At 59.9% G+C, this 24853-nt stretch carries 23 protein-coding genes; 12 read left to right on the top strand and 11 right to left on the bottom strand.

Translation table 11 applies throughout. The features are described 5' to 3' along the window. Nucleotides 1-6: 6 nt before the first annotated feature. The gene (locus tag KUV39_RS02830; RefSeq protein WP_050673442.1) at nucleotides 7-552 is read left to right on the top strand and encodes a hypothetical protein; all 546 of its coding nucleotides are present in this window, start codon (nucleotides 7-9) and stop codon (nucleotides 550-552) included. 54 nt (nucleotides 553-606) lie between these two features. Here the strand turns inward: KUV39_RS02830 and ntrX are convergent, their stop codons facing one another. The 5 genes from ntrX to dusB all read right to left on the bottom strand — a co-directional run bounded on the left by ntrX (nucleotide 607) and on the right by dusB (nucleotide 7948). After that, on the bottom strand, nucleotides 607-2019 hold the full coding sequence (ntrX, locus tag KUV39_RS02825; protein WP_222458872.1) for a nitrogen assimilation response regulator NtrX: 1413 nt from the start codon (nucleotides 2017-2019) through the stop codon (nucleotides 607-609). Next, nucleotides 2016-4295, bottom strand: a complete 2280-nt coding sequence (locus KUV39_RS02820; protein ID WP_222458871.1) for a sensor histidine kinase NtrY-like — start codon at nucleotides 4293-4295, stop codon at nucleotides 2016-2018. The genes ntrX and KUV39_RS02820 overlap by 4 nt, the downstream gene beginning before the upstream one ends. Nucleotides 4296-4394: 99 nt before the next feature. Then, nucleotides 4395-5792: a sigma-54-dependent Fis family transcriptional regulator gene (locus KUV39_RS02815; protein ID WP_046210222.1), complete on the bottom strand. Its 1398-nt coding sequence runs from the start codon at nucleotides 5790-5792 to the stop codon at nucleotides 4395-4397. A gap of 6 nt (nucleotides 5793-5798) precedes the next feature. Continuing rightward, nucleotides 5799-6956 carry a two-component system sensor histidine kinase NtrB gene (locus KUV39_RS02810; RefSeq protein ID WP_222458870.1) on the bottom strand — a complete coding sequence of 386 codons (1158 nt, stop codon included), beginning with the start codon at nucleotides 6954-6956 and terminating at the stop codon, nucleotides 5799-5801. Then, nucleotides 6953-7948, bottom strand: a complete 996-nt coding sequence (gene dusB / locus KUV39_RS02805; RefSeq protein WP_222458869.1) for a tRNA dihydrouridine synthase DusB — start codon at nucleotides 7946-7948, stop codon at nucleotides 6953-6955. Before dusB ends, KUV39_RS02810 begins: the two co-directional genes overlap by 4 nt. Nucleotides 7949-8207: 259 nt before the next feature. On the opposite strand from dusB, the gene KUV39_RS02800 reads away from it, so the two are divergent. From KUV39_RS02800 to KUV39_RS02785, 4 genes are all read left to right on the top strand, one after another. Next, nucleotides 8208-9356 (top strand): bifunctional 2-C-methyl-D-erythritol 4-phosphate cytidylyltransferase/2-C-methyl-D-erythritol 2,4-cyclodiphosphate synthase, encoded by a 1149-nt coding sequence (locus tag KUV39_RS02800; protein ID WP_222458868.1) that lies wholly within the window; start codon nucleotides 8208-8210, stop codon nucleotides 9354-9356. Beyond that, on the top strand, nucleotides 9353-9859 hold the full coding sequence (locus KUV39_RS02795) for a phosphatidylglycerophosphatase A family protein (protein WP_008559227.1): 507 nt from the start codon (nucleotides 9353-9355) through the stop codon (nucleotides 9857-9859). The genes KUV39_RS02800 and KUV39_RS02795 overlap by 4 nt, the downstream gene beginning before the upstream one ends. A gap of 14 nt (nucleotides 9860-9873) precedes the next feature. Further along, complete coding sequence (locus KUV39_RS02790; RefSeq protein WP_222458867.1) at nucleotides 9874-10371, top strand: CinA family protein; 498 nt, start codon at nucleotides 9874-9876, stop codon at nucleotides 10369-10371. 276 nt (nucleotides 10372-10647) lie between these two features. After that, a complete protein-coding gene (locus KUV39_RS02785) occupies nucleotides 10648-11829 on the top strand; it encodes an ammonium transporter (protein WP_222458866.1) in 1182 nt (393 codons plus the stop codon). 101 nt (nucleotides 11830-11930) lie between these two features. Here the strand turns inward: KUV39_RS02785 and KUV39_RS02780 are convergent, their stop codons facing one another. Next, nucleotides 11931-12392 carry a type II toxin-antitoxin system RatA family toxin gene (locus tag KUV39_RS02780; protein ID WP_222458865.1) on the bottom strand — a complete coding sequence of 154 codons (462 nt, stop codon included), beginning with the start codon at nucleotides 12390-12392 and terminating at the stop codon, nucleotides 11931-11933. A gap of 73 nt (nucleotides 12393-12465) precedes the next feature. On the opposite strand from KUV39_RS02780, the gene hpt reads away from it, so the two are divergent. Both hpt and KUV39_RS02770 read left to right on the top strand, forming a co-directional pair. Next, nucleotides 12466-13011, top strand: a complete 546-nt coding sequence (gene hpt / locus KUV39_RS02775; RefSeq protein WP_008560618.1) for a hypoxanthine phosphoribosyltransferase — start codon at nucleotides 12466-12468, stop codon at nucleotides 13009-13011. Between the two features lie 212 nt (nucleotides 13012-13223). Then, nucleotides 13224-13574, top strand: a complete 351-nt coding sequence (locus KUV39_RS02770) for a hypothetical protein (protein ID WP_222458864.1) — start codon at nucleotides 13224-13226, stop codon at nucleotides 13572-13574. Nucleotides 13575-13638: 64 nt separating this feature from the next. Here the strand turns inward: KUV39_RS02770 and KUV39_RS02765 are convergent, their stop codons facing one another. Continuing rightward, nucleotides 13639-14784, bottom strand: a complete 1146-nt coding sequence (locus KUV39_RS02765; RefSeq protein ID WP_222458863.1) for an amidohydrolase — start codon at nucleotides 14782-14784, stop codon at nucleotides 13639-13641. Next, the gene (gene lipA, locus KUV39_RS02760; RefSeq protein ID WP_222458862.1) at nucleotides 14781-15731 is read right to left on the bottom strand and encodes a lipoyl synthase; all 951 of its coding nucleotides are present in this window, start codon (nucleotides 15729-15731) and stop codon (nucleotides 14781-14783) included. Before lipA ends, KUV39_RS02765 begins: the two co-directional genes overlap by 4 nt. 490 nt (nucleotides 15732-16221) lie before the next feature. Here lipA and KUV39_RS02755 point away from each other — a divergent pair, with 490 nt between their 5' ends. Further along, complete coding sequence (locus tag KUV39_RS02755) at nucleotides 16222-16770, top strand: peroxiredoxin (RefSeq protein WP_037302831.1); 549 nt, start codon at nucleotides 16222-16224, stop codon at nucleotides 16768-16770. 153 nt (nucleotides 16771-16923) lie between these two features. Here the strand turns inward: KUV39_RS02755 and KUV39_RS02750 are convergent, their stop codons facing one another. Then, nucleotides 16924-17856: a LysR substrate-binding domain-containing protein gene (locus KUV39_RS02750; protein ID WP_008560091.1), complete on the bottom strand. Its 933-nt coding sequence runs from the start codon at nucleotides 17854-17856 to the stop codon at nucleotides 16924-16926. A 44-nt stretch (nucleotides 17857-17900) separates the two neighbouring features. Beyond that, nucleotides 17901-18989, bottom strand: a complete 1089-nt coding sequence (locus tag KUV39_RS02745; protein ID WP_222458861.1) for a DUF6456 domain-containing protein — start codon at nucleotides 18987-18989, stop codon at nucleotides 17901-17903. Nucleotides 18990-19227: 238 nt separating this feature from the next. On the opposite strand from KUV39_RS02745, the gene KUV39_RS02740 reads away from it, so the two are divergent. Next, nucleotides 19228-19533: a DUF6477 family protein gene (locus KUV39_RS02740; RefSeq protein ID WP_222458860.1), complete on the top strand. Its 306-nt coding sequence runs from the start codon at nucleotides 19228-19230 to the stop codon at nucleotides 19531-19533. A 130-nt stretch (nucleotides 19534-19663) separates the two neighbouring features. Here the strand turns inward: KUV39_RS02740 and KUV39_RS02735 are convergent, their stop codons facing one another. After that, on the bottom strand, nucleotides 19664-21217 hold the full coding sequence (locus KUV39_RS02735) for a trimethylamine methyltransferase family protein (RefSeq protein ID WP_222458859.1): 1554 nt from the start codon (nucleotides 21215-21217) through the stop codon (nucleotides 19664-19666). A 264-nt stretch (nucleotides 21218-21481) separates the two neighbouring features. On the opposite strand from KUV39_RS02735, the gene guaA reads away from it, so the two are divergent. From guaA to KUV39_RS02720, 3 genes are all read left to right on the top strand, one after another. Then, nucleotides 21482-23050, top strand: coding sequence for a glutamine-hydrolyzing GMP synthase (guaA, locus tag KUV39_RS02730; RefSeq protein WP_037302832.1), 1569 nt, complete (start codon nucleotides 21482-21484; stop codon nucleotides 23048-23050). A gap of 217 nt (nucleotides 23051-23267) precedes the next feature. After that, nucleotides 23268-23966, top strand: coding sequence for a phytanoyl-CoA dioxygenase family protein (locus tag KUV39_RS02725; protein ID WP_222458858.1), 699 nt, complete (start codon nucleotides 23268-23270; stop codon nucleotides 23964-23966). Further along, on the top strand, nucleotides 23959-24729 hold the full coding sequence (locus KUV39_RS02720) for a TylF/MycF family methyltransferase (protein ID WP_244998198.1): 771 nt from the start codon (nucleotides 23959-23961) through the stop codon (nucleotides 24727-24729). Before KUV39_RS02725 ends, KUV39_RS02720 begins: the two co-directional genes overlap by 8 nt. The last annotated feature ends 124 nt before the right edge of the window (nucleotides 24730-24853 follow it).

The raw sequence follows: 24853 nt of genomic DNA, 5'->3' as shown, positions 1-24853 counted from the left end.
ATTTGAATGACAGAAGCCGCCGACACGGTCAATTCAATTGTCTTATGCCAGCAATTGGTCCAAGCTCCTCCTATGTCCATGCGAAATCATATGTTTGCCGGGCTATCCTTGGCGATGCTCCTTGCGGGTTGCGGGCCTGTCCCGGTCTATTGGAAAGATGGCGCTGAGGTCTCGCGCCGCGATGCTGACCTGCTCGCATGCGAGGTGGAAGCCTTGAAAGACGCCCCCGTTGCCAACCAGATCCGACAACGCCCGCCGGTGTTTTACCCAGGGCGGGAAATCTGCAGGCAAGGCCGCTGCTATCGGACCGCCGGGTATTGGGAGGACGGCGAAATCTACACCGTCGATGTCAATGCCGAGTTGCGCAAGCGGGTCGAGTTGTCCTGCATGGCGGCGAAGGGCTATCAAAGCGTCGCCCTGAAACGCTGCCCTCAGAAACTGGCGGATCAACTGGCCACCTATCAGAGCCGTACTCTTCCACCGATTGGTCCGGCGTCCTGTGCGATCCCCCAAAGGGGCCAGCAACCGAAAATCGCAATAGCCCCCGAATGAAAAACGGGCCGAAGAACGGCCCGTAATCCATTGTTTATTTGCGCTTTTGCGAGATCACTCGGCCATGTCTTCTTCTTTTTCGACATGGGCGATCCGCGCGCCAGCCTTGTTGGAGGTCACAACCCCCAGCGATTTCAGCTTTCGGTGCAGGGCAGAACGCTCCATCCCGACAAATGATGCCGTGCGGCTGATATTGCCACCAAAGCGGTTGATCTGGGTCAGAAGATACTCTCGCTCAAACGCCTCACGCGCCTCGCGCAGCGGCAGGGTTGCAAGCGCACCGGACAGCACCACCCGCCCCTGATCTTCCTGCGGCTCTTCCTCCCGCGGGAGATCTTTGGGCTCGATCGGGCCAGAGCTGTCGCCGAGGATCAGCACCCGTTCGACCATGTTCTTCAGCTGCCGCACGTTGCCGGGCCAGATCATGGTTTGCATCAACGCTACCGCATCATCGCTCAGCATGCGCAGCGGCAGGCCCTGATGTTCGTTGAAGTGGCGGATGAAGTGATCGGCCAACAGGGGAATATCCTCGCGCCGATCTGCCAACGAAGGCACAGGGATCGGAACGACGTTCAGGCGATGATACAGCTCCTGACGGAAGCGATCCGCTTCAATCTCGCGCTCCAAGTCCTTGTTCGTGGACGAAATAACCCGCAAATCAACCTTGATCTTTTCACTGCCGCCCACCCGCTGGAATTGCTGATCAACCAGCACACGCAGGATTTTGGACTGGGTGCCAAGGGGCATATCGGCCACCTCGTCAAAGAAGACGACCCCACCGTGGGCCTGCTCAAGAAGCCCAGGCTCAACCCCGCGCTCTGCGCTCTCGCGCCCAAACAGCACCTCTTCCATGCGGTCCGGCTCAATGCTGGCGCAGTTCACAGTCACAAACGGCGCCGAGGCGCGGTTGGATTGCATATGGATATAGCGCGCAGCGATCTCCTTGCCGCTGCCTGCCGGTCCGGTCAGCATCACCCGGCCGTTGGATTTCGTCACCTTGTCCAACTGACCGACCAGCGCCCGGAATGCGGCAGAGGCCCCGATCATTTCGGTGACGCCAGAGTCCTTGCGCTTCAGGTCAGAGTTTTCACGCCGCAACTGCGACGTCTCCATCGCCCGGCGAATAACGACCAGCAACTGATCGATGTTGAACGGTTTTTCTATGAAATCATAGGCGCCCTGCTTGATCGCGGCCACCGCGATTTCAATGTTCCCGTGACCGGAAATGATGACCACAGGAATGTCGGGCATGTCCCGCTTGACGACCTTGAGGATATCGATGCCATCCATCTGGCTGTCCTTTAGCCAGATATCCAGGATCAGGAGCGCAGGCGCCTCCTCGTTGAGGGCTGCCATACATTCCTCAGAACTCCCGGCCTTGCGCGTGGCATAGCCCTCATCCTCAAGAATATCGGAAACCAGCTCGCGGATGTCCCGTTCATCATCAACAATCAGAATATCACTCATGTCAGACCTGCTTTCACTGTACTCTTCTGTTGGCCTGCAACCTCACTCTTTGCAGGCAGGCGGATGACGGCCATGGCACCAAAATGGCTCTGACCGTCAAAGACCGGCGCATCCTCCAGCGCCAGCGTACCGCCGTGTTCTTCGATAATTTTCTTTACAATCGGCAGGCCAAGGCCGGTGCCCTCGTCCCGCGTTGTCACATAGGGTTCGAACAACCGTGCCCGATCCTCCGGCAGACCGATGCCATTGTCGGCAATAGTCACCTCATAGCCCGATTTCTGCGCCGAAACCGCGATACGGATCTCTGGCTTCAGATCTGGCACTGTTCCCTTTTTGGAAAGGCTTTCAACGGCTTCCCCGGCGTTCTTGATCAAATTGGTCAGCGCTTGGCCAATCATCGTCGCGTCAAGATCCGCCATCATCGGCGCGCTCGGCAGATCCGCCGTGATGGTCAGATCCGGCTGCCCGGCTTTCTGCAATGTCACCGCCTCGCGCAGAAGCTGGACCAGATCCTCCTCCCGGCGATCGGGTTCGGGCATGCGCGCGAACTTTGAAAATTCATCGACAATCCGGCGCAGGTCATTGGTCTGGCGCACGATCACATCCGTCATCGATTGCAGCAAATCGCTGTTTTCCTCGCCCAGCTTGGGTGCGAACTTGCGTTTGATGCGTTCAGCGCTCAGCTGGATCGGGGTAAGCGGATTCTTGATCTCATGGGCGATCCTGCGTGCGACATCGCCCCATGCTGCCATCCGCTGGGCGCTGACAAGATCCGTCACATCGTCAAAGGCCACAACATAGCCTTCCAGGTTGCCCTCTCCGCTGCGACGAGGGGACATGCGAACCAGGAGATTTTCCAGCTGGCCCTGACGGGTCACCTTGACCTCTCCCTGCACAACATCACTGCCGCTCTCGCTCAGCTCCTGAAACAGGGGGCCGAATTCAGGCACCGCAACCGCCAAGGCAAGAGATTGCCGATCCTCGTTCCAATCCAGCAGGCGCTCTGCCGAGCGGTTCACAAAGGTCACGCGCCCCTCGTCATCCAGACCAACAACGCCGGAGGTGACGGACATCAGAACCGAGTCAAACAACCGACGGCGCCGTTCAATCTGGCGGGTGTTTTCCAGCAGCTCATCTCGCTGCCCGCGCAGTTCTTCGGTCATCTGGTTGAAATAGCGACCAAGCTGGGCAATCTCGTCATCGCCCTCTTCTTCCGGAACCTGCACATTCAAATTGCCCGTCCCCACCCGGCGTGCGGCGATGGTCAGACGCCCCACGGGCCGGGACAGCCGCTCTGCGAACCACATCCCAAGCCACATCGCCGCAAGGATCAAGATCACGGCAAAGCCCAGATACAAAAGGCCGAATTCAAACAGGACCCGCCCGCGTTCGTTTTCCAACTGCTGATAAAGATGCGCAGTTTCCTTGGTATCATCCAAAAGGCTGAGCAGTTCGCCATCGACGTCACGGCTGACATACAAAAAGCGGTCCACAAAGGCATCCAACCGGACTAGGGCACGGAATTCGTTGTTGTCCCAGTCCTGAACCAGTTTCAGCCCGTCAAAAGTTGCCTCGCTGATGTCCCCTGCGTCCGGGGTTTCAAAATCGAACTCATAGGACCGCTCCCCGCGGGCGCGGATGTTTCCCGCGCCGTCGATGACATAGGCTTCCTGCAATCCACGCTGGATCTGCAGCTGGCCCTGTGTCAGCACCTGCCGCAGCTGCCCATCAGAAATAAAGAAGTTCCGGTTCCGGCTGTTGTCGATATAGCGGGCAAGCGCGCTGGCATCCTCTGACAGGTCGCGTTCCTGCTGCGCCTGATACGCCTCTGCCGCGGCAAGCGAACTGCCGACCACCTGTCGCACCCGGTCCGAAAACCAGCCCTCAAGTCCGACGTTCACCGTCAAACCCGCAAAAAGTGCCACAATGACCGTGGGCGTCAGCGCAAGGAAGGCAAACGCCCCGATCAACCGCAAGTGCAGCCGCGATCCAGCAGATTTGGCCCGGCGGGCCGCAATCAGGCGTCCCACCTGCGTCAGAACCAGTGCTGCAATCGCCAGCACATAGACCAAATCGGCAAGCAGGATCAGCCGCAGCGACAGCGACGCGGCCCCTTGGGAAAACGGCCCGATAATGAGAAAAGTCGCCACCGCCAAAACGGGGCCAAGCACCACAAGCCCAAGCGCGCCGAAATTGCGCGCCCTGCGTGTTCTGCGCCACCGGTCAAGGGCAGCAAACGGCCCATATGCCGAGCGAAGATGTGACCTCTGCGCCACGTACTGCCCTCATCCTGATGTGTGGCCATTCTGGCCAACCGCCATATCTCGTGATCGAAACCAGCACCTTCACTGATTTGCCACGGTTCTGTGGCGATATTACATCAGTTTGCGACGGCGTGTCACCTCAATATCAAGGTCCGTGATCTTCTTGCGCAACGTATTGCGGTTAATGCCAAGTAAATCCGCGCATTTGGCCTGATTTCCGCCGGTCATCGCCAGCGAAATTTCGATCAACGGCGTCTCAACTTCGCGCAGAATACGGGCGTAGAGCCCCGGAGGCGGCAGCATATCGCCGTGCAGATCAAAATAACGCTGCAGATGGCGGGCCACTGATTCCGAGAGTTTTTCGGTGCTGAGCGGCGCGCCACCCGCGGCAACTGGTTCGCCGCCAGATTGCGCGCCCAGCGCCGACTGGACCTCTTCAACGGTGATCTCCTCGCTGCGCGCTGTCAGGGCAAGACGCCGCACCACATTCTCCAGCTGGCGCACGTTTCCGGGCCAGGGGAATTGGCGCAGCGGTTCGCGGGCAGTCTCGCCCAACTGACGGTGCGGCGCGCCTTCGTTTTCGGCCCGTGTCAGGAAATGTGCACAGAGCAGCGGAATATCATCGACCCGCGCCCGCAGCGCAGGCACCGCAAGTTCGGTGCCACTGATCCGGTAGTAGAGATCCTGACGCAGTTTGCCTGCCTCCATCGCCGCAGCAAGGTTTTCCTGACTGGTGGCAATAAAGCGGGGCTGACGATCGCCGGGGGCGTCCATCATGCGCACCACCCGCGCCTGCGCCTCTTCCGGCAGGTCGGCGATTTCATCCAGCAACAGCGTCCCACCACGCGCTTCGTTCAGCAACCGTGCAGGACCATCAAGCGCAATGAGATCCGCCGCCTCAGCGCGCACAAACGGTAGGGTCCGGCGATCAGACAGATCGTGGATCGACCGGGCGATCAGTGATTTTCCGGTTCCGCTCTCTCCCGTGATCATCAACGGGATATCCGTGTTCATCACCCGCGCCACCAGCCGATAAAGCGCCTGCATCACTTCGGTCCGCCCAACCAGCGGCAGATCTTCCGCGCTTTCGCCAACCGTATCCGCCTGGCTCAGCGGCTCGGTGCGCCCAGCGCCCTGCGGCGACCGTTTTTCCGACAGAGCCTTGGCCGTGCGCTTCATCAATTCCGGCAAATCAAAAGGCTTGGGCAGGTAATCATAGGCCTCCGCCTCGGCCGCCTTGATCGCTGTCATGATGGTGTTTTGCGCAGAAATCACGATCACCGGCAGGCCGGGTCGATCTTCGGCAATCTTCGGCAGCATCTCCAGCCCGTTTCCGTCCGGCATCATGACATCCGAGATGACGACATCGCCTTTGCCCTCTCCCACCCAGCGCATCAAAGTGGTGAGAGAGGAGGTCGCGTGGACCTTGCACCCTGCCCGCGTCAGGGCCTGGGTCAGGACCGTGCGAATGGTGCGATCATCATCTGCGACAAGAACGGTGCCGTCCATGGTCAGTTACTCCTGCGGTATGGGTATGGGTGTGGGCCGGGCCTTGGGCGTGGTTGGCACACGCGACAGGGACAGGCGGAATACGGTTTTGCCGGGTTCGGATGTGACAGAGATCCACCCCTGATGATCGGCGATGATCTTGCTCACCAGTGCGAGCCCCAGACCGGTGCCGTTCTCGCGGCCCGACACAAAGGGGTCAAAGATATCATCGCGGATGCTATCAGGCAGGCCGGGACCATCATCAGATATTTCAATCTGCAACGGCAGCAGCTTGCCCGAGCCGTCACTGCGACGCAGGCGAAAGGAATGCTCATAGAAGGTCCGGATCCGAATGGTCCCGCCTACAGGATCAGCCGCCTCAGAGGCGTTCTTGAGCAGGTTCAAGACAACCTGCAACAGCTGATCTGCATCCCCCCAAGCCATCGGCAGAGAGGGGTCATAATCCTCGATGATGGTCATATGCGCCCCAAACCCCAGCAACGCAGAGCGACGGGCGCGATCCAGCACATCGTGGAGATTGACCTCCTGAAAGGCGGGTTCGGAGTGATTGCCGAATTGTTCGACCTGCTCCAGCAGCTTAACGATGCGTCGGCTTTCGCTCACGATGAGATCGGTAAGCTCAAGATCCCCGCCACTCAGCCCCATCGACAACAGCTGGGCCGCACCGGTGATCCCGGCCAGGGGGTTCTTGATCTCATGGGCCAGCATCTCTGCCATGCCGATCGCGGATTGGGCTGCGGATTTCGCCGAATGGTTCTGGGTCATCCGTGCGGCCAGCTCGCGGGGCGACATCAGGATCAACATATGCCCCGCAATCGCACCCTGCCCCTGCACCCGGGCGACCTGCACATTGCATTGCAGCGGCGCGCGTCCCGGTGCCCCCACGTCGATATCATTTACAAACAGCGGCGTTCCCGCCTCTCTTGCACGGTCAACGGCTTCGTCAATCTTTGGCGCGATGATGACATGATCCCAGATCAGCTTGCCCCGCAGCGCCTTTTGGGAGGTGTTCAAAAACCCCTCGGCGGCAGTGTTCACATCGACGATGCAGGCCGCATCATCAATCAGAAACGCAGGCACCGGAAGGGCCGCCCAAAGCGCACTGTCCGACCCGTTCCAATCCGATGGCGCCTGCTCTGTCATCGCCTTGCCGCCCTCTGTCATGCTGCGGCCCCTCCCGTTGCGGGGGCAGAGCCCAGCAGCGCATCGGGCAAAAGCCGCAAAACATCCTTTGGATCCTTGGCTGTCAGGATGTCGCGGCGCAACGGCGCGGGCGTTGCCGCCTCGTCCATATACCAGCCCAGATGTTTGCGGGCGACGCGGATCCCAAGGTCCAGACCGTAAAAGGCCAGCATCGCCTCATAGTGGTCGCTCACCAGTCGTACCAGATCAGCGCCTGTCGGGATCTGTGGCGCCTCGCTTCCCCAGATGTCATGCGCCACCTGAGCCAGGAGCCACGGTTTGCCCTGCGCGCCACGACCAATCATCACCCCATCAGCACCAGAGCGTTTCAGCGCCTCGCGGGCAGTAGCGGTGTCGATGATATCGCCATTGGCCAACAGCGGCACATCCAATGCCGCCTTCACCTCGGAGATAGCCCCCCAGTCGGCAGAGCCCTTGTAGAACTGGCACCGCGTGCGTCCGTGGATCGTGACCATCTGCACCCCCGCATTTTGCGCACGGCGGGCCACGTCGGCGGCGTTGAGACTGTTGTCGTCCCACCCCAGCCGCGTCTTTAGCGTGACGGGCACAGACACCGCCCCGACAACCGCCTCGATAAGCGACAGCGCATGATCTGGCGTCTTGAGCAGGGCAGAGCCGGAATAGCCGTTTGTCACCTTCTTTGCGGGACACCCCATGTTTATATCGATGACCTTGGCGCCACGGTCTTCTACCTGGCGCGCCGCCTCTGCCATCCAATAGGCATCACGACCCGCCAGCTGCACGGCTGTGTTTTCCACATCTGCGCTCAGTTCGGCCCGTTCCCGCACGCCCGGCTTGGCCTGCACCATTTCCTGGCTTGCCACCATTTCGCTCACCATGAGCCCCACGCCAAAGCCGCGCACCAGATCGCGAAACGGGCGATCCGTGATTCCGGCCATCGGAGCCAGAGCAATCGGGGGCGTGAGAGAGGTGGTACCCAGTGTAAAGGACAACTGCCTAATCCTTGTGCATATGGTTGATATTTAGCGGAGGGCTCAGCTATGCGACAATGAAGCCCCCGGCTGCAAGGCTACATAAAGTGGCATTTGCCTAATTTTTAGGCAGTCTACAGGGGGTGATTGCCTCCGTCTGCATCACCTCCTAAACAATTCCCAAAACGGAAAGAGCCTGACCATGCCTGCCGATACGCCCCTTCCCGACGCGACACAACCTGCCGCTTCAGTCGACCCTACTGTCGGATTTGCCCAACAAATGGACACCACAGCCGCCCTGATCGTTGCAGCCGGGCGCGGAACGCGTGCGGGGGGTGGGGTGCCGAAACAATGGCGACCGCTGGCCGGAAAGCGGGTGATCGACTGGACATTGGCCGCCTTTCGCACTGCTGGCGTGCGCCAGATTGTCCTGGTTCTGTCCCCTGATGACGACCAGTTCTGGGCCGAATTCGGCTCTGTTGCCGATATCACCCTGGCGAAAGGGGGCCAGACCCGCGCCCAATCCGTGGCCAACGGTCTCGCTACCCTGAAAGACAGCCCGATCCAGAAGGTGCTCATTCATGACGCCGCGCGCCCCTGTGTCTCCTCCCGCGTCATCCACGCGGTATCCGCGGCGCTTGACACCGGTCTTGCCGCCGCGCCTGCTCTGCCTGTCACGGATGCGCTGTGGCGCGGTGCAGAGGCCAAGGTGACTGGCACAGAAGATCGCACCGGCCTATATGGCGCGCAGACGCCACAGGGGTTCCGCCTGGATGCGATCATCTCTGCCCATGCGGCCCTCGCCGAAACGGGGGGTGATGCCGCCGACGACGTTGAAGTGGCGCGCGCTGCGGGGCTTGACGTCGCCATCATTCCGGGCGACCCCGACAATATGAAAATCACCCGCCCGGAAGATTTTGACCGGGCCGCACGCATTTTAGGGGGCGACATGGATGTAAGGCTTGGCAATGGCTATGATGTTCACCGGTTCGGAGCGGGGGATGAGGTCATTCTCTGCGGGGTGCCCGTCGCCCATGATCGCGGCCTTCAGGGTCACTCGGACGCGGACGTAGGACTGCATGCCATCACCGACGCCCTCTATGGTGCGCTGGCAGAGGGCGACATTGGCCGCCACTTTCCACCCAGCGATCCGCAGTGGAAAGGCGCAGCCAGCGATATCTTCCTGCGCCACGCCGCCGAACTTGCCCGTTCCAAGGGCTATCAGATCTCCAACGTGGACTGCACTCTGGTGTGCGAGTTTCCCAAAATCACCCCTCACGCCCCAGCCATGCGCGCCGCAGTGGCAGAGATCCTGTCGATCGATATCTCTCGGGTGTCGATCAAGGCAACCACATCAGAACGGCTGGGCTTTACCGGTCGCTCAGAAGGCATCGCAGCCATCGCGACCGCCTGTGTGGTGAAACCATGAAAACCTCGCGCCTTGCCTTTCTGATCGGCACTGTCGGCGGTGTCGGGTATCTGCGCCCTGCCCCCGGCACCTGGGGATCGCTCGCCGCTTTGCCGATGGCCTATGCGCTGCATCAGCTCGGTGGCTTTCTGCTTCTGGCTCTGGCCACCGTGATCTGTATGGTTGTCGGGGTCTGGGCGGCCGAAGCCATGACCCGCAATCGCGAAAACATGGATCCATCCGAATTTGTCCTGGACGAGGTCGCAGGCCAATTCATCGCGCTTTGGGCGATTTCCTATCCCGCCTGGGCCCATGACATCGCAATCACGGCGCTTTGGCCCGGCTGGATCGCTGCCTTTGGTCTGTTCCGCCTGTTTGATGTCTGGAAACCCGGCCCCGTGGGCTGGGCCGACCGCCAGAAAGGCGCGACAGGTGTGATGATGGATGACATTATCGCGGGCATCCTCGCCGCTATTGGTGTTGCAGTGCTTGCCGGTATTTTCCACGGCCTCCTTGGCCTCTGACAGGAGCAATAGGCATGCGTGACGCCGAGATCTCACCGCTGGCCATCGACATCATCGAGCGCGCCAAGACAGAAGGCGTCACCATTGCCACCGCCGAAAGCTGTACCGCCGGCATGATTTCAGCGGCACTGACCGATGTTGCGGGCTCCTCCGCTGTGGTGGACCGGGGATATGTCACCTATTCCAATCAGGCCAAGATGGACATGCTGGGCGTGTCCTCCGCCACGCTGGAGGCGGTGGGCGCCGTCAGCGAAGAGGTCGCAGTCCAGATGGCCGAAGGCGCGCTGAGCCGTTCTGGCACCACCCTTGCAGTCGCAGTAACCGGGATCGCAGGCCCCGGCGGATCAGAGCATAAGCCAGAGGGGCGGGTCTGCTTTGGCCTTGCGCAACGCGGACAGGATACTCTGGTCGAGACGGTCGAGTTTGGCGCGCTTGGCCGCGCTGGCGTGCGTGCAGCGACCCGTGACCACGCGCTGGCGCTGGTCCTCTCGGCCCTCACCCGCGCCGGCTGACCCCACCACAACCGGCAAGACGCAAAGGCGCAACAGCCGCAACCGTCACCATTTGCGCCCCGACACCTGCCGCAAACGACAGCCCAATCGGCGCAATTCCAATCCGGACTGCATTTTGTGCACCCGCACCCGGTTTGCGCCCAATTTCCGGGCATTTTAACAAAAGCCCGTTTTTCAGGCGCCCAAATCGCAGCTGCCGCTTTTTTCAACGCCCTGCATCCGGTTTGAACGTCCGCAGTTCGATCAACCAAGCGAGACGCGCGGAAGGAAAAGCGGATGAACGCAGCCGATACAGCATGGATCATCGTGGCCACGGCCCTGGTCCTCTTCATGACACTGCCGGGGCTCGCCCTGTTTTATGGCGGGCTGGTACGTGCCCGAAATGTACTCAGCGTCTTTATGCAGTGCTACGCAATTGCCTGTTTGATGAGCGTTCTGTGGCTCGCCTTCGGCTACTCCATCGCCTTTGGTGGCGGGAGCTCTGGCTTCTGGGGCGGTCTGGACAAGATGTTCCTGTCCGGTGTCACCGCCGACAGCCTGTCTGGCACCCTGCCCGAAGTGCTGTTCTTTGCCTTTCAGATGACATTTGCGATCATCACCCCCGCGCTGATCGTCGGCGCCTATGTCGAACGTGTGGGCTTTGGCTTCGTGCTGGTGTTCTCCGGTCTCTGGATGCTGCTGTGCTACGCACCTGTCGTGCACTGGATCTGGGGCGGCGGCATGATGGCCGATGGCGGCATCTTTGGCGAAATCGGCGTGCGCGACTTTGCCGGGGGTATCGTGGTCCATGAAACCGCAGGTCTTGCAGCGTTGATCATCGCTGTTTTCCTCGGCCCGCGCAAAAACCGCACCACACCACCCCATAATCCCGGCTACGTCTTTATTGGCGCGGCCATGCTGTGGGTCGGCTGGTTCGGCTTTAACGGTGGCTCGCAGCTGGCGGCAGATGGCGGGGCCGCAATGGCGCTGACCGTCACCCATATCTCAGCGGCGACCGCTTCTCTGACCTGGGCGCTGTGGGAAAAGATCAAATACGGCAAGGCATCGATGGTGGGCCTGGTCACCGGCACCATTGCGGGTCTTGCCTCTATCACACCGGCCTCCGGCTTTGTTGGCCCGGTTGAGGCGCTGGTGATCGGCGCGGTTGCAGGCATCCTCTGCCAGGAGGCTGTGAACCTGGTCCGCAACCTCCTGAAGATCGACGATACGCTTGATGTCTTTGCGGTGCATGGCGTTGGCGGCATCTTCGGCACCATCATGATCGCGGTCTTCGGTCAGGGCACCTGGATTGCCCAGCTGGGTGGTCTTGCGGTGGTCGGGATCTTCACGGCGGTCGTGACCGTGGTGCTGGTCAAACTGGTGGCTGCCATCACACCCCTGCGCGTGGATCTGGAGACAGAGACAAACGGTCTGGATATCTCTGTCCACGGTGAACGCGCCTATGACATGACCAGCTAAATCACAATATCACAAAACAAAAAACGGGCCTGCACTGCGGGCCCGTTTTGCATTTCCTTATGGAATCAACGGATTACGACGCACATTTCAGTGCACGCAGATCATGACCCGTAAAGCTCGGCCGCGCGCCGCTCAAAGGCGCGCACGATCCGCTGCATCGCCTCGTTGAACACCACACCAATGATGCCCTGCAGCACTGCGTTCTTGAATTCAAAATCCACAAAGAACGACACATCACAGCCGCCATCTTCGCGATCAGCAAAGGCCCAGTTCGATTTCATGTATCGAAACGGTCCATCCAGATATTCTGTGTCGATCTTCTTTTCGCCCGGAAACAGCGTCACCCTGCTGCCGAACCGTTCGCGGAACACCTTGAAGGAGATAACCAGATCCGCCTCCATAACCTCCGCATCCCCCGCACCACCGGCCAGCGGGGTCCGGCTGCGGATCCGGGCGGCAGCGCACCAGGGCAGAAACTTCGGGTACTCAGCCACATCAGCAACCAGATCATACATCTGCTGCGCGGTGTAAGGCATTGGCCGGGTTTCTGAATGGGTAGGCATCTGTGGCAAATTTCCTGCTATGATCGTCGGGCGTCATGTCATATGAACGCGCGGGAATTTCAAGGGGGCACCCATGACACAGCGGCCATATGTCATCGATGTGATGATCTCAGCCAAAGCCATTGCAGCGCGGATCGAAGAGCTCAGCGCCGAAATCAAACGTGAATTCAAAGGCACCGACAAGCTGGTTGTTGTTGGTCTTTTGCGCGGCAGTTTCGTCTTTATCGCCGATCTCGTGCGCGAGTTGGATCTGCCGATCGAAGTCGACTTTCTTGAGGCGTCCTCTTACGGTGACGCGATGGAAAGCAGTCGAGAAGTGCGCATTCTCAAGGACTTGCGCGGCGCAATTGAAGGGCGCGACGTGTTGGTCGTCGAGGATATCGTCGATACCGGCCACACACTGAACCACGTCACACAGCTTTTGCGCAGCCGCCAGCCCGCGCGCCTGAAATCGATCGCATTGCTGGACAAACCGTCGCGCCGCGAGGTTGATTTCCGCTCCGACTGGATCGGCTTTGAGATCCCTGACGAATTTGTGGTGGGTTACGGAATCGACTACGCTCAACGCAACCGCAACCTACCCTTTATCGGCAAGGTCCGCTTTACCGACGAAGGCTGAGACCGGCCGCCGTGGCGGTCTGTCAAAGACCCCCGGCACGGCTGATTGTTGAAAGGCGCGCACAGTCCGCGCCTTTTTTCTTGCGCGCGGGAACCGGCAACCGCTCGCCGATCCACCACCCCTCATCAGCGCAAAGCAGCGCAGGCGATTTGCCATTCACAGCAGACACCCCCATGTGATGTCCAAACGCAGAGATCACAAGGAGATCCGCAATGTCCATGAAGCATTTTGCCGCCGCAGCAACCGCGGCAGCCCTGACACTGACGCCCGCCCTTGCCCCGACCGCCGTCAACGCGGCACCGCCGAAATGGGCGCCCGGCCACAACAACAGCGCCGCACACCACGCCCCCGGCCAGATCAAGAAGCAATATAAGAAGCGGCACAAGGGGACAGAGCGGATCAGCGGTGACTATGTCTACATCGACGACTACGCCCGCTGGGGGCTCGCCCCGCCAGAGCCGGGCCATCGCTACGTGCGCAAGGATGACCGCATCTACGAGGTGGTGCGCGACACGCTCGCCATTGTGGGTGCCGTCGCCCTGGTTGATGCGCTGACCAACTGACACGCGCGTCCGCGAACATTAGCAGGCCCCGCCAAGGGCCTGTTAAAAATGAATTTTCAAAAAATCAGCCGTCTAGAAGCTCTGACACAACCGCCCGGAACAGGCCGGCCCCCACAGGGATGGCCGCATCCGGGAAATCATAATCGGGGTTGTGCAATTGCGGCTGATCCTCGCCCGAGCCGAGCCAGAACATCGCGGCCTTCGCCCCCTTGCCAAACTGGCCAAAGTCCTCGGACCAGCGCTGCGGGCGATCCTGCATGGCGACCCCCAGCCCGACCCGTTCGCAGGCTTTCTGCAACACGGCTACGGCCTCAGGGTTGTTGGTGCAGGCCTCAAACACATCATCAAAACTGATCTCATGACCAAGACCCTGCTCTGCGCAGACCTTGCCGACCAGGGCCGTGGCCTCTTCGATCAGCTGCGCCATGCGGGTGTCATTGACCGTTCGCAGTGTCGCCCAGACCTCTCCCTCACCGGGGGCAATCCCGAATGTGGCCTCTCCCAGGCGCGCGTGGGTCAGCGTCACAAGCGCGTAGTCAGCTCCAAAGTCCGTCCCACCGCCAAGCGCCACCAGCCCCGGCAACAGCTGCGCCATCGCACCGGCGGGAGACAGGCCGTCCTGAGGTGCAGCAGCATGAGAGGTGCGACCGCTCAGCCGGATCCGCATCCCCCGCGATGCACAATTGGCAGGCCCGCTGCACAGGGCAATCTGGCCAACTGCCAGGCCCGGCAGATTATGAAGGGAAAACGCATAGTCCGGTGCAATCTCGCCAAAGGCCGGATCCGCGACAACCGCAGGGGCGCCCTTGCCGGTTTCTTCGGCCGGCTGGAACATCAGCACAACACGACCCCGCGCTGGACGTTTTGCCGCCAGATCCTCTGCCAAGGCGGCAACCATGGTCATATGGCCATCATGCCCGCACAGATGCCCACGCCCTGCATGGGTCGACCGATAAGGCTGATCGGACAGCTCCTCGATCGGCAGGCCATCCAGCTCGCACCGGATCATGACCGTCGGCCCGTCTGCCGCGCCATCATAAACCGCAGCCACCCCATGACCGCCAAGCCCGGTCAGCAGGCGATCAGGCGCATACGCGCGCAGATAGGTGGTGATATAGGCGGCGGTCTTTGCCTCTGCCCCCGACACCTCCGGGATCTGGTGCAGAGCATGGCGCAGCCCGGTCAGCTGCGCCAGACGGTCCGGCGTCATGCCAGGCCGAGCTTGTTGTTGCGGGCCTCGCGCAGGCGGGCAAAATCATCGCCCGCATGGTAGGACGAGCGTGTGAGCGGCGTCGCCGAAACCATGATGAAGCCCTTGCCATAGGCGGCTTTTTCATAGGCCGCGAACTCCTCCGGCGTCACGAACCGATCCACTGCGTGGTGTTTCGGTGTCGGCTGCAGGTACTGACCAATGGTCAGGAAATCGACATCCGCCGCGCGCATGTCATCCATCACCTGCTTCACCTCCTGCGCATTTTCGCCAAGGCCAACCATGATGCCCGATTTGGTAAAGATCGACGGATCCAGTTCCTTGACCCGCTGCAACAGACGAAGAGAGTGGAAATAGCGCGCACCGGGACGCACCCCGGGGTATAGCCCCGGCACGGTTTCCAAGTTGTGGTTGAACACATCGGGCTTTGCCTCGACCACGGTTTCCAGCACCTCAGGCGCGCATTTCAGGAAATCGGGTGTCAGGATCTCGATTGTGGTTGAGGGGCTGCGGTGACGCACGGCCCGGATGGTCTGTGCGAAATGGTCAGCACCGCCATCTTCAAGATCGTCACGGTCGACCGAGGTGATGACGACATGGTTCAACCCCAGTTTCTGCACCGCATGGGCCACACGACCCGGTTCAAATGCGTCCAGCGTGTCGGGACGACCGGTCGCAATGTTGCAGAAGGTGCACCCGCGGGTACAAATCTCGCCCATGATCATCATGGTTGCGTGGCCCTGGCTCCAACATTCACCAACGTTGGGGCAACCTGCCTCTTCACAGACGGTGACGAGGTTATTTTCGCGCATGATCTTATGCGTTTCAGCATAGCCTTTGCCCCCTGGCGCCTTGACGCGGATCCAGCTTGGCTTTTTCGGCTGAGCATTGTCAGGGCGATGGGCCTTTTCCGGGTGGCGTTGCTCGGGGATTTTTAGGTCTCTCACGGGATGTTCCCTTGCGGCATGTTTTCTTGGCTGATTGGTAACATAGACGCTCGTTGTTGACACGACCAGTCTTGTGCACAAGGTTTCACAAAACTAACCGCCCGGCGCAGTGCCTGTAACCTCCTGTTTCTGTTTGCAAAACCTTTCCGCATAGCAGCCGTGCATGACCTGCATTGCTGCCTTGCGTCGCAGTCCAGCCCACAGATCTGCGCAGGGCCTGGCGGTTTTGGCGCGCGCTTGGGGCAACAGGTGCGACAAAATACGAGACGAGTCGCATAGCCGCCCGCTATTGCCGCATTGCAAAATACGCGCCCAAGCTGCGTCACGCGCGCGCAGAAAAACGGCATCACATCCTGGGGAATTTACAAACTGCAACATAAGGATAGCCGCAATCCGCAATACCGTGCAGATGCGGCGATTATCCCGTTGCGGGCGATTTAGAACTATTATAAGTCCGGGCCAAACCCATCTGATTTGAAGGAGCTTGATGATGAAAGCTGGCGTAAAACTGCCCGACGTTACCTTCCGCACCCGTGTACGTGACGAGTCCATCGGCGGCGACAACCCGTTCCGCTGGGAAGACAAGACCACTGCCGATTATTTTGCTGGCAAACGCGTGGTTCTGTTCTCGCTGCCGGGCGCTTTCACCCCGACCTGCTCCACCTACCAGCTGCCCGGCTTTGAAAAAGGCTATGGCGATTTCACCGCAGAAGGCATCGACGCGGTTTACTGCATGTCCGTCAACGACAGCTTTGTGATGAACGCCTGGGCGCGTGCACAGAACCTCGAAAACGTGCAGGTGATCCCGGATGGCTCTGGTGAGTTCACCCGCCGCATCGGCATGCTGGTCGCCAAGGACAACCTGGGCTTTGGCAACCGCTCCTGGCGCTATGCTGCCATCGTCAACGACGGCGTTGTCGAAGCATGGTTCGAAGAGCCGGGCCTGTGCGACAACCACGGCGAAGACCCCTATGGCGTGTCCTCCCCGGAAAACGTGCTGAAGCACCTGAAAGAAGCCAAGGCAGAAGTCGCAGCCTAAGCGTTTCTCGGGCCAGACGGCCTGCAATCATTACGGAAGACGGGCGCTGTGCGATCAGCGCCCGTTTTTCATTGCCTGCCCCATCCGCATGGCCCCATCAGCTTGGCCCTGTCGGATTGGCCCTGCCAGCTTTGCCCTGCCAGCCTTGCCCTGTCAGCTTGCCACTTTGCGGCTGTCCTGTACGATGGCTTCCCCCACATCCCGCACCACATCTGCCAGCTGATCAAACCACTCGCCGCCACTGCTTGAGCGGCGGCGCACCAGTCCGATCCGGCGAAACGGTTCCGGATTTGGAAACCGTTGAACCGCAAGCCCTTGGGCGGCCTCGCATTCGGCCCGCACAGCCAGTTCTGGCATCAGCGTCAGACCAAAGCCTGCAGCCACCAGTCGAGACAACGTCCCCAGCGACCCTGCCCCCATGTTGATGCCCGGCGCCGCACGCTGCATCCCGCAGACCTCCAGTGCCTGATCGGTCAAACAATGACCATCCTCCAGCAGCATCAGCTGTTCGGTGCGCAGATCACTGGGCCGCAGCTGGGCCTTGCCTGCCTCCATCTGCGCCAACCGCCCGGCAGAACCGGCCAGCAGGAAGCGGTCGGTGAACAGCTCCACCTCCACCAGGTCTGCCGCGCCACTGGGCAGCGCAAGGATCGCGGCGTCCAACTCTCCCGCCTGCAACAGCGACAGCAACCGTTCTGTGCGTGCTTCGCGCACCTGCACCGTCAGCTGCACATCGCGCGCCCGCAGATTGGCAAGCGTTCCGGGCAGCAGATAGGGTGCCAGCGTCGGGATCACCCCCAGCGCAAGGCTGCGCTGCCCCACCCCCTGATCACGCGCCAGGCGGTCCAGACTGCGGGCCGCGTCCAGCACGGTATCGGCCATCTCCAGAACCTGTCGGCCAAGAGGCGTCAGGATCACATCCCGCGCCCTGCGTTCCACAAGCGCACCCCCCATCGCCTCTTCCAGACTTCGGATTTGCACGGACAAGGCAGGTTGCGACACATGTGATGCCTCAGCCGCACGCCCGAAATTGCGGTGCTGGCTGAGGGACTTGAAATAGCTGAGCTGACGAAGCGTAAAGTTCATAGGCGTGAGTTATCACAAACAACCCCACCAACAACCCTGAATTATCAGCCGATCAGCTCATCCGGGGTTTGCTGCCTGTCGTAGTGCAGCCTTAGCTGCTGCAAAGCGATCCGCAACACGACCTTGCCCGAGCGCGCAGACCAGCCCAGTTGCCGTTCTGCCGCCTCCAGCCCCTCCAATTGGCAACAGCAGCGCACCACGATGTCACTCAGCCCCTCCCCAAGCGCTGACATCGCCTGTGCGGCCCGCTCCTTTGCTGCAACCGCCGCCTGCCCCGGTCCGCGCCGGTTGTGACCGATCCCGATGGGCGCACTCGCACGCTCACCCAGATGTTCGGCGACCTCGGCCAGTTCGAAATCCTCGCGAAACCGCTCTCCCGCGCGGACCAGATCCGGTGTCAGAAAGGGGGCGCCCTTTTCATCAAGGCGGCGGGCCAGCATGTGCAGCGGGGTTTCCGCCAAGCCATAGCGCACCCGGCGGCGACGTTTGCGCAGGCGGGCTGCGGCGCGGCTGGCATTGACGGCACTGTCGCGTTGCGCGCGCGCCCGGTTTTCGCAGCCAGCCACTATCCGGCTCAGCGCATTGCGTCCCTCCTGCGTGATCCGGTAGCGGCTGATCCGGCCGCGGCATGGGCAGGCGATCCAGTTTCGCAGAGCCAGCGCCTCGGCCAGGGTCCGCTCCACCACCAAGCGCGCTTCGCCTCCCTGTTCGGTGATCGCCGCCATGTCACGCACGACCACGGCCTTGTCCATGCCATCCGCAACCGCCAGCACCGCGCCCTTGGGGCTGAGACAGGTCAGTGTTTCCACCACTTCCAGCTCAAACGCCTCCTCGCTTCCAAGCGCGGCCCCAAAGGCCAGCGCCCGCGCCGACAGGGGATGTGGCCCGGTCAGCTCTGCTGCCGGGGTCTCTGACCCATAGTGCTGGGCAGCAAGATTGCTGAGCGCACCGTCCACCAGCGGATCTTCGCGTCGCCGTTCAATGCGCCGCACCTGACGGAGGATTGTCGACGGGTGGCAACCCGCCTGTTTGGCCAGCAGCCGGATAGAGCGGCCCGCAAGCGTGTGTTCAAGATAGCGGGTCGCCTCGTCGGGCACCCACTCTGGCAGATTCGACACATCCATAGTTTGCATTTTCTCACCCCACTTTTGAACAGACGGGACCATCCTCCCAGCGGTCTCCTGCGTTTATCCACCACCCTCCTTTCACCTACTGACCTGATTTCAAACAACAGTCCCAGGTAGGTCATCATTATTTTCAAATTTGTCTCAATCAATATTCAACAGTGCGTTCGCCAAACGGGCCACCGCCGCAACACCCGCTTTGGTTGTGGTAAGATCGGCCAAATTCAGCCTGAGAGAGGAGAGGAAGATGCAAGATGTTCTGACCCAATTGAGCCAGCTGTCACGCCCCCGCCTGCTGGTCCAGGCGGCCAAAGCAGGGCTTTGCCACTATCACCGCGATCGCCATCTTGGCCCTATTTTGGGGGCAAATCCGCTACCTCGCCCAGCAGCGGCGGCCGTGCTGCTGCTGGATTTGGAACGCCAATGCGATCACCTGCGCAGCGGCAAGGATCCGGCCTATTCGGCCCGCTCCCATATCGGCGTGCTGATCGCCCTGGTGGGAGAGGCTGAAAATCTCCGCAAAATCGGGACGGCTGATGCGCAAAGCGACTGATGTGGCCAGATTTTCCCTGACTTGCGAACAGGAAATCCCGCCACGGAAAAACAAAAACGGCGGCCCAAAGGACCGCCGCATGTTTGCAAGGGCGCACCAGCCGGAGACATCCGGCCAGCGCTGTCGTGCCTTAAATAAAGGCGTCCGGCATGGAGGCCTTCTTCTCGGCCACATAGGCTTCGAGCTTGGCCAGGATCTCAGGATCGATGGCCGGCGCCTGATAGGCGTTCAGCAGCGTTTCAACACGGTTGCTCGCCAGGGCGATGGTGTCGCGCGCGCCTTCTTCTTCCCAGGTCTCAAACGGCTTGTAGTCCAGAAGCTCTGTCTTCCAGAAGGCATCCTTGAAGTTCGCCTGAGTGTGGGCACAGCCGAGATAGTGACCGCCGGGGCCCACTTCGCGGATCGCGTCCATCGCTTGCGCGTTTTCGTCGATCTCGACGCCCTTGGCGAGCCCGTGAAGCACACCCAGCTGATCGGCGTCCATGACGAACTTTTCAAAGTCGGCCACCAGACCACCTTCGAGCCAACCACAGGAGTGCAGCTGGAAGTTCACACCGGACAGAAGACCCATGTTCAGCGAGTTCGCGGTCTCATAGGCGGCCTGCGCATCCGGCAGTTTGGAGCCACAGAAAGACCCGGCCGAACGATACGGCAGGTTCATGCGACGTGCCAGCTGACCTGCGCCATAGGTGATATGCGAGGTTTCGGGCGTGCCAAAGGTCGGCGCACCAGAGTTCATGTCGATCGATGTCACCATCGCGCCAAAGATCACCGGCGCACCCGGACGCACCAGCTGGCTATAGGCCACACCGGCCAGAACTTCGGCCAGAACCTGTGTCAGGGTGCCGGCAATCGACACCGGCGCCATTGCACCGCCCACGATGAAGGGCGAGATGATGCAGGCCTGATTGTGCTCGGCATAGACTTCCAGAGCGCCCATCATCACATCGTCAAAAGTCATCGGCGAGTTGATGTTGATGAGCGAGGTCATCACCGTGTTGTCGCGCACGAATTCCTTGCCGAACAGGATTTCGCACATCTCGACGGAATCCTTGGCGCGGCTTGGGTCGGTCACAGAGCCCATGAACGGCTTGTCGCTCAGGGTCATATGGGCCATCAGCATGTCGAGGTGACGCTTGTTCACCGGCACATCGGTCGGCTCGCAAACGGTACCACCAGAGTGGTGCAGCCACTTCGACATATAGCCGAGTTTCACGAACTTCTGGAAATCATCCAGCGTCGCGTAACGGCGGCCGCCTTTGGCATCGCGCACGAACGGAGGGCCGTAGACAGGCGCCAGCACCATGTTCTTGCCGCCAACCACAACCGATTTTTCGGGGTTGCGGGCGTACTGGGTGAACTCGGAAGGGGCGGTTTTGCACAGTTCGCGGGCCAGGCCACGCGGGATGCGCACGCGCTCGCCTTCAACTGTTGCACCTGCTGCGCGCCAGCGCTCCAATGCGGCCGGGTTATCAACAAAGTTGACGCCGACTTCTTCCAGAATGATATCTGCGTTGGTCTCGATGACCTGCAGCGCTTCCTCGCTCAGAACTTCAAAGTTCGGGATGTTGCGCTCGATGTACTTTGCGGTCTCGATCTTGACGCCAGTGCGCTCAGCGCGGCGCGCGGCACCACCGCCTCCACGGGCACGACGACGGGGGGCTGCAGAAGCTGCATCTGTCATGGTTTTTCCTCACCACAGGCATTTCGTTGCATCGGTGATTATCCCGCCACGCAAAACAAGCGCCGCAGATTTACGTCCTCTGGCGTTGAAAAGCGACATTTCGGTCAGGTTTCCCACAATTTCCGACAGGTTCGCGCAGGATCGCGCCGCAAAACATGGCCCCCTTGCTGTTCTGTGCTGCGGTCGGTCGAATTGATCCGCGATCCTGGCGCGCAGCCGCGAAAATACCTTGCGAAATCCGCGCCGCTGCCCTATGGCGCGTGCATGACAGAGACATCCCACGACCGCCTTCTCATCATCGACTTTGGCAGCCAGGTCACGCAGCTGATTGCGCGCCGCCTGCGCGAGCTGAACGTCTATTGCGAAATCCACCCCTATCAGAATGTCACGATGGACTTTGTGCGCGAGATGGCGCCCAAGGCCGTGATCTTTTCTGGTGGCCCGGACAGCGTGACCCGCGAGGGCAGCCCCCGTGCGCCACAGGAGATTTTTGATCTGGGTGTGCCGATCCTCGGGATCTGCTATGGCCAGCAGGTGATGATGCACCAGCTTGGCGGCAAAGTGCTGTCGGGTCATGGCACCGCTGAATTTGGTCGTGCCTATGTCACCCCCACGGTCGACAGCCTGCCCCTTTTGGATGGCTGGTTTGCAGATGACAGCGACCGCGAACAGGTCTGGATGTCTCATGGCGACCACGTCAGCGAAATCGCACCCGGCTTTGAGGTCTATGGCACCTCCCCCAACGCGCCTTTTGCGATCACCGCGGATGTGTCGCGCAATTTCTACGCAGTTCAGTTCCACCCGGAAGTGCATCACACCCCGAATGGTGCGAAACTCTATGAGAACTTTGTCAAAATCGCGGGTTTCACCGGCGATTGGACGATGGGCGCCTACCGCGAGCAGGCGATCCAGGCGATCCGCGATCAGGTTGGCGACAAGAAAGTCATCTGCGGCCTCTCCGGCGGCGTTGACAGCTCGGTTGCAGCGATCCTGATCCACGAGGCGATTGGCGATCAGCTGACCTGTGTGTTCGTCGACCACGGCCTTCTGCGCAAAAACGAGGCCGAAGAGGTCGTCACGATGTTCCGTGACAACTACAACATCCAGCTGATCCACGCGGATGAAAGCGACCTGTTCCTGGGTGAACTGGATGGCCAGTCGGACCCGGAAACCAAGCGCAAGATCATCGGCAAGCTGTTCATCGACGTGTTCCAGAAACACGCCGACACCATCGAGGGTGCCGAGTTCCTGGCGCAGGGCACGCTTTACCCCGATGTGATTGAATCGGTGTCCTTCTCGGGCGGGCCTTCGGTGACCATCAAATCCCACCACAACGTGGGCGGCCTGCCGGAAAAGATGGGTCTGAAGCTGGTGGAACCTCTGCGCGAGCTGTTCAAGGACGAGGTCCGCGCGCTTGGCCGCGAACTGGGCCTGCCGCAGAGCTTCATCGGCCGCCACCCCTTCCCCGGACCGGGTCTGGCGATCCGCTGCCCCGGCGAGATCACCCGCGAAAAGCTGGAGATCCTGCGCGAAGCGGATGCGATCTACATCGACCAGATCCGCAAGCACGGTCTTTACGACGAAATCTGGCAGGCGTTTGTGGCGATCCTGCCGGTTCGCACCGTTGGCGTGATGGGCGACGGGCGCACCTATGATTATGCCTGTGCGCTGCGCGCGGTGACCTCGGTTGATGGCATGACCGCGGACTACTACCCGTTCAGCCACGAGTTCCTCGGCGAAACCGCGACCCGGATCATCAACGAAGTCAAAGGCATCAACCGCTGCACCTACGACATCACCTCGAAGCCTCCCGGCACCATCGAGTGGGAATGATCTGATCCTATAAAACCCCGGCCCCCGCGGCCGGGGTTTTTCTTTGGAGCCCCGGTGGTCCTATCGGGGCCGGTGGAATGAAATTCACTTCGATATTAGTAAAATAGTTACGACCTTCGGAGAAAATCGGAGCAGTCGCTTTGGATCTTGGCCACTCAGGCCGTTGGGGTCTCCGGCGTCGTGCGAAGCGGAGCAGTGTAGCTGGAAGGTTAATTGAGTGAACGACACGGATTATGACCGCCACGGCTGGCATCTTTCAAAGGGTCTTCTTGCGCCTGAAGATTTATCGGCAATTGATACACTTATCCTGGACAAAATTCGGGAGCATTTGCCCCAAGCGAAGTCCATTCAGGATCGCGCCTGGGTTGAATTTGCAATTCGTAAACCAGAGGTTGTCACCTTGGTTTACGACTCGATCAGAGACCACCCGGCCATCCTTGACCTCGGGCGCAATCCTAAGATCACAGCAGTGGTTAAGGATTTCCTTGACGCCCCTGTGTTGTACCGAAAGGTTCCACTTAGAATTGACGTTCCCTTTGAGAACAAAGAGCTCGCTTTCTGGCATCAGGATGACTTCTACGTACAAGGAAACAAAAAAGAGCTAACGGTCTGGATACCGTTGCAAGATACGTATGCACATACCGGTGCGCTCTCGGTCATGACGTCCAGCCATAAAACAGGCCCCATCCCCCATACCTATAAAGTCGGCAAGAAATCACTACCGACGGGGATCTTTGATCAGCTAATAAGTATTGTCGAAATGGAACGCGGCGGTGCCTTGTTTTTCAGCTCATATCTGGTCCACTCATCAAACTTGAACATTTCAGATCAGATCCGCTACTCAATTCAACTACGTTACTCATCCTCGAACGCCGGATCGCATTCGAAGTTGATGAAAGGAACAATAAATGTCTGAAACCATGGTGAAACATAGCCGGGAACCTCGCAACCAATCAGCAGGCGACTTGAACCAATTTGCAGCTATGGAGAAACTATTTCTCTCGGACACCGACAGCGTTGTTGACCGCCTTGATGCATTTCCCAAATACGCCTCAAGGCAGTCCATTGCGAAGTTCCTGACAAAATATGAACTTTTTCAGAAAGTTCTTCACGTGAATGGCTCCATTGTCGAGGGCGGGGTACTTCACGGAGGTGGGACGATGGCTTGGGCAAAATTATCATCGATCCTGGAACCAGCCAACCACACCCGCAAGGTAATCGGCTTTGATACATTCGGTGGATTTCCATCGGTAGATGCCAAAGATTTGCGTGGCAACGACGGCACATTGACCAAAGTTGGCGAGCTCAAAGGCTCTCCACTAGACCGGGTGAACGAGGCGGTCCGCACCTACGATCTAAATCGCCCGCTAAATCACATACCGAAAGTTGAGTTGGTTCAGGGTGACATTGCAGAGACTGCGCCAGCCTACCTTGAAGATAACCCACATTTGGTTGTGAGTCTGCTTTATCTGGATGTCGATCTTTACGAGCCAACCAAAGTACTACTGGAAACCTTTGTTCCGCGAATGCCTAAAGGTGCGGTCATTGTTTTTGATGAACTGAACGCAAAGATGTTTCCAGGTGAGACTCGCGCGGTGGATGAAGTGCTCGGGCTAAAAAATATCCGGATAAAGCGTTTCAGTTTCGATAGTTATGTGTCATATGCCGTGATCGAATAAACGGACGCCCTCTGCCTGATCGCTGCGTGTAGACACACATAGACCGTCACGAGAGACGCCATAGCCACCCATTTCTGACAGCAACTATTGACCCAACATCGGTTTTACCCCTTTCTCCTGCTAA

The organism is Phaeobacter italicus, from assembly GCF_019801785.1.
Classification (GTDB): Bacteria; Pseudomonadota; Alphaproteobacteria; order Rhodobacterales; family Rhodobacteraceae; genus Phaeobacter; species Phaeobacter italicus.
The sequence above is the reverse complement of the archived record's forward strand: the minus strand, read 5'-3'. Positions and strand labels throughout refer to the sequence as shown.

What these genes read in the sequence shown, in the direction of transcription:
- KUV39_RS02830 (WP_050673442.1), top strand. Translation starts at nt 7, where the DNA reads ATGACAGAAGCCGCCGACACGGTCAATTCAATTGTCTTATGCCAGCAA.
- ntrX (WP_222458872.1), bottom strand. Translation starts at nt 2,019, where the DNA reads ATGAGTGATATTCTGATTGTTGATGATGAACGGGACATCCGCGAGCTG.
- KUV39_RS02815 (WP_046210222.1), bottom strand. Translation starts at nt 5,792, where the DNA reads ATGGACGGCACCGTTCTTGTCGCAGATGATGATCGCACCATTCGCACG.
- KUV39_RS02810 (WP_222458870.1), bottom strand. Translation starts at nt 6,956, where the DNA reads ATGACAGAGGGCGGCAAGGCGATGACAGAGCAGGCGCCATCGGATTGG.
- KUV39_RS02800 (WP_222458868.1), top strand. Translation starts at nt 8,208, where the DNA reads ATGGACACCACAGCCGCCCTGATCGTTGCAGCCGGGCGCGGAACGCGT.
- KUV39_RS02795 (WP_008559227.1), top strand. Translation starts at nt 9,353, where the DNA reads ATGAAAACCTCGCGCCTTGCCTTTCTGATCGGCACTGTCGGCGGTGTC.
- KUV39_RS02790 (WP_222458867.1), top strand. Translation starts at nt 9,874, where the DNA reads ATGCGTGACGCCGAGATCTCACCGCTGGCCATCGACATCATCGAGCGC.
- KUV39_RS02785 (WP_222458866.1), top strand. Translation starts at nt 10,648, where the DNA reads ATGAACGCAGCCGATACAGCATGGATCATCGTGGCCACGGCCCTGGTC.
- KUV39_RS02780 (WP_222458865.1), bottom strand. Translation starts at nt 12,392, where the DNA reads ATGCCTACCCATTCAGAAACCCGGCCAATGCCTTACACCGCGCAGCAG.
- hpt (WP_008560618.1), top strand. Translation starts at nt 12,466, where the DNA reads ATGACACAGCGGCCATATGTCATCGATGTGATGATCTCAGCCAAAGCC.
- KUV39_RS02770 (WP_222458864.1), top strand. Translation starts at nt 13,224, where the DNA reads ATGTCCATGAAGCATTTTGCCGCCGCAGCAACCGCGGCAGCCCTGACA.
- KUV39_RS02765 (WP_222458863.1), bottom strand. Translation starts at nt 14,784, where the DNA reads ATGACGCCGGACCGTCTGGCGCAGCTGACCGGGCTGCGCCATGCTCTG.
- KUV39_RS02755 (WP_037302831.1), top strand. Translation starts at nt 16,222, where the DNA reads ATGAAAGCTGGCGTAAAACTGCCCGACGTTACCTTCCGCACCCGTGTA.
- KUV39_RS02750 (WP_008560091.1), bottom strand. Translation starts at nt 17,856, where the DNA reads ATGAACTTTACGCTTCGTCAGCTCAGCTATTTCAAGTCCCTCAGCCAG.
- KUV39_RS02745 (WP_222458861.1), bottom strand. Translation starts at nt 18,989, where the DNA reads ATGCAAACTATGGATGTGTCGAATCTGCCAGAGTGGGTGCCCGACGAG.
- KUV39_RS02740 (WP_222458860.1), top strand. Translation starts at nt 19,228, where the DNA reads ATGCAAGATGTTCTGACCCAATTGAGCCAGCTGTCACGCCCCCGCCTG.
- KUV39_RS02735 (WP_222458859.1), bottom strand. Translation starts at nt 21,217, where the DNA reads ATGACAGATGCAGCTTCTGCAGCCCCCCGTCGTCGTGCCCGTGGAGGC.
- guaA (WP_037302832.1), top strand. Translation starts at nt 21,482, where the DNA reads ATGACAGAGACATCCCACGACCGCCTTCTCATCATCGACTTTGGCAGC.
- KUV39_RS02720 (WP_244998198.1), top strand. Translation starts at nt 23,959, where the DNA reads ATGTCTGAAACCATGGTGAAACATAGCCGGGAACCTCGCAACCAATCA.